This is a genomic window from Pseudomonas sp. EA_65y_Pfl1_P113, assembly GCF_963970525.1.
GTDB lineage: Bacteria > Pseudomonadota > Gammaproteobacteria > Pseudomonadales > Pseudomonadaceae > Aquipseudomonas > Aquipseudomonas tritici.
In genome coordinates this window covers 1-3,506 of sequence record NZ_CAXAQM010000071.1, presented here as the reverse complement: position 1 = coordinate 3,506, position 3,506 = coordinate 1, and the positions used below count along the sequence as shown (strand labels likewise).

3 protein-coding genes and 1 pseudogene are annotated in these 3,506 nt (G+C 55.2%); all 4 read right to left on the bottom strand.

The window, feature by feature from the left end:
• On the bottom strand, positions 1 to 405 hold a 405-nt coding region (locus AACY52_RS28205), incomplete at its 3' end, for a DUF4123 domain-containing protein (RefSeq protein WP_339561058.1).
• Positions 402 to 2,471: a type VI secretion system tip protein TssI/VgrG gene (gene tssI, locus AACY52_RS28200; RefSeq protein ID WP_339561057.1), complete on the bottom strand. Its 2,070-nt coding sequence runs from the start codon at positions 2,469 to 2,471 to the stop codon at positions 402 to 404. The genes tssI and AACY52_RS28205, both read right to left, overlap by 4 nt.
• A 240-nt stretch (positions 2,472 to 2,711) precedes the next feature.
• On the bottom strand, positions 2,712 to 3,176 hold the full coding sequence (locus tag AACY52_RS28195; protein WP_339561056.1) for a hypothetical protein: 465 nt from the start codon (positions 3,174 to 3,176) through the stop codon (positions 2,712 to 2,714).
• Positions 3,148 to 3,506: pseudogene (locus AACY52_RS28190) on the bottom strand (hypothetical protein); the annotation flags it as partial. The pseudogene AACY52_RS28190 and the gene AACY52_RS28195, both read right to left, overlap by 29 nt.

Below are 3,506 nucleotides of genomic sequence, written 5' to 3'. Positions count from 1 at the left end.
CGGCAGCAAAATAAGTCGGATTGGCCCCATCAATCGATCACGCGCCTGGGGCTCCAGACCAGTCAGCCACAAACGCGTGATACGGGGGTCGTAGTAACGAAAAAGGACCGTGGCATCGCCCTCGACGCGGGCGTGAATCAGGCTGCGCAGGTGCTGAAATACAACGTCTTCACCGGCCTCTGACTCCAGCCAGATACCCGCCGTTGCACTCCACTCCAGTGCAAAGATGTGGGCCAACGGGCTGCTGGGGGAAACCGGCACCAGTATCGGGCCGATATCCGCCAGCTTGTTGTAGGCAGTGTGCTGATACAGCGACTGAAACTTAGTGTTTTCCCCCTGATACAGCAGGCGCTCGGACAGGTTGTCGATCTGAGCACCATCCAGCAGTAAATAAGCCTGATTCATGCATTCAACTCCGCTAGTTTTTGACACACCGCACAGACCGGTGCGGCATGACGTGCGGCCTGAATCAACGCAGACGTTTGCGTGGCCAGTGACGGAGCAACCAACACCTCGGCGACCTCCGGTATGACCGAAAGGGCCTGCTGTGCAGGAACCCCCGCCATAGGTGCACCACCCTGGACGATGGGCACGCTGCTGAAAATCCCCCCAGGGGTGATAACGATGTGGTGACCTCCTGCGCTGAGCGTTAGGCTCATGCCGGCATCTACCACTACATTGGCCGCAGTGACGTGGGCGTGTGCCCCAGCCTGAATCACCAGCGTACCGTCTGCCGTAGTGCTGCTATTGCCGGTGATGCTGATCAGTTCGTTACCACCGATCACAGTGTTACGCAGACCTTGGGTGGTGTGCAGTTCGTCACCCTTGATCAAGCTGGAACTGTTGTTGTCCACCTGCTCAAAGCGGTCATTACTGATTAGGCTGTGACTGTCGTGAGTAATTTGCTCGCTGCGGTCGTTACCGATCTTGGTGTCACTGTCGTTGAGGATCACCTGTTCGATATCGCGCTGAGCACGCAGGTAAATTTTTTCCTGCCCTGCGCGGTCTTCAATCGACAGTTCGTTGTAGCCGCCACTGGCGGGTGAGCTGTGGCTGCGCAGAACCGTTTTGGTTTTGTTCGCGGGCAGCGCGTACGCCACCGGCATTACCTTGTTAGGCACGCACCCCGTAATTAACGGGTTGTCGGGATTACCTTCCAGGTAGGTCACCACCACTTCCATGCCGATGCGCGGGATGGTCACCGCACCGAAACTGTCTCCCGCCCAGCTGGATGACACTCGTAACCAGCAACTGCTCTTGTCACTGCCCAGTTCGGCGCGGTCCCAATGAAACTCGACCTTAACCCGCCCGTATTCATCGCAAAAGATTTCTTCCCCGGCTGGACCGGTGACACGGGCTGTCTGGCTGACCAACACCCTTTTGCGTGTGACCAGCGGCGGACGATAGAACACGTCCCAGGGAATCGCACTGAAGCTATTGCGGTAACCCTGGGTGAAGCCATCTTCAGGTTTAGCGTCGCTGGTGACCGACTCTTCAAGAGCCTGGGGCTGCTTGCCCTCGTGCGTCACACTGAGCAGCAGCCACAACGCGTTGCACTGCTGACGCGGGTGTTCGGTCAGGTCGAAGAAGTGGCCACTGCGCAGGAGGGGCTGGTCGCTTTTACCTTCAGCCAACTGGTAGTCGCTACGGTGCCGCTCCAAGGCTTGCCGGGCACGCTGTTTGCCGAGCTTTTCATTTTCGATCAGCACCGGGTAGCGGTAGTCTTCGAGAGCCGGAGTGAACTCGGCAGTGAATTGGCTTTCCAGCAACGAACTGGGCCGTTTTAAATCATAGCCCCGACGCGTCGCCGTGTTGGTGCGGGTGCTAAAACGCATGGAGAACTGGCTGACGACCGGATGATCCGCCGCCAGGCCAGAACCTTGCTGATACGGTGTTTCGCCCAGTTTGGGAAAGTAGGTCTGATCGTCGGTGAACACCAACTGGTGGCCACCCTCGCTGTGTTGGTGGTGCCAGGAAATCCCGTCCTCGCTGCACAGTCTTTGGACGTACTCGTAGTCGGACTCACCGTACTGAGTGCAGTATTCGCGTTCAGGGCTGGTGCTGACATGGAAAGTATACGCATCGGCCAGGATGCCATGTCCATTGAGTACCTTGGCGATAATTTGCGGCACCGTCAGACGCTGAAAAATCCGTTGGTTATGGCTGAACTGCAAATAGTGCAGAGCAGGCACCAAGGTCAGGTGGTACCGAGTCAGACGTTTGCCGGCCTCACCGACGAACACATCTTCGATACGCCCATGAATACCTTCCCCATTCAGGCCAAACTGGAGAAAGGCCGGCTGACTGAGTAGGCTCTCCAGATCGAAATCTGGGGACTCACTGACGAGTTCAACCTGGATCGCATACAAGCTGCTGATGGCTTCCGTGCCCTTAAAGGCCAGTACCTTGAAGTCGTTGCGAACAGAGGGGATCAGTAACGTGAAGTGTGCAGCATTGGCCGGCGCGAACATACGCTTGTCCTTAAGCTGAAGTTAGAAAAACGCAATACCCGAGCCAGTCCTAGCCAGTGCAAACGTAGATTCCTCAAGAATCTACCAAGGATGAAAAATGATTGATGTAGGAACTGTCCTAAAAGTCGCCTGGATATCTCTTCAAAAAATGATGAACACAGTCAAATCGATGCAGAGTAACGATCCCTTCACTCCTGTACGGGGCGACCAGTTCGGCATCGAAGCGCAGCAACTGAGTGCTCACTGTTGATTTTTCTTCCGCTGCGCAAGTGGCACAACGTTCGTGCTCGGAAGTGCCCGCTCCAATTCGGCAACGCGATCAAGTAACTCAAGGATGGTGGCGTCAGCTTCAGTCAGTAGGCTGGCAAGGTGATCGCGTTGCTGCACAATCGCGTCCATTCTTTCCCGGAGGCTGCGATTCTTTTTACGAGCGGACACTCTTACCTGATGCGCGGATTCCGGTCGATTATCGATATGGTCGTCGACATACTTCTGAATTTCAGAGATGAGCGTGGGAAAGCGAGATTTTTTTAACGCTGATGGATCGCTCCCAGCCTCCTTAGCGACATTGTTCTGACTAATCGGCGTGCCCTTTGGCAGGCGCTGAGGTTCATCATTTTTCAGGCGCTCAAATGCTGCGCGGTATAGATCTCCAGCGCTGACGCGCTGGATGGGATCAGCTAATGGAGTCTTGATTAATGACATTGCGATAATTCTCCGCGCTTCGTTTCTGAGCATTCAAGGAATCTCTCAAGGGGCTTCCAACTGGGGCGGTAGCCATACGATCATCCAAGACGCGTTCAAGCTCATTCACCACATCAAGTCGATCACGATCATAAAGTACGTCAGAGCACGGCCTTGGTTCTCCTGCGATATCACCGCCTCCACAGTGGGCAATGCTATCAATGCCGCCGTAGGGGCACGGCTCGCGGCTGGAACACACGCCGAGTATTATCGGGCGATAAACAACGGCACCTTTTTTAGCCAGTTGAGTCATTTTTTCCATTTCACTGGGCTGAATCAGTCGAACAATCT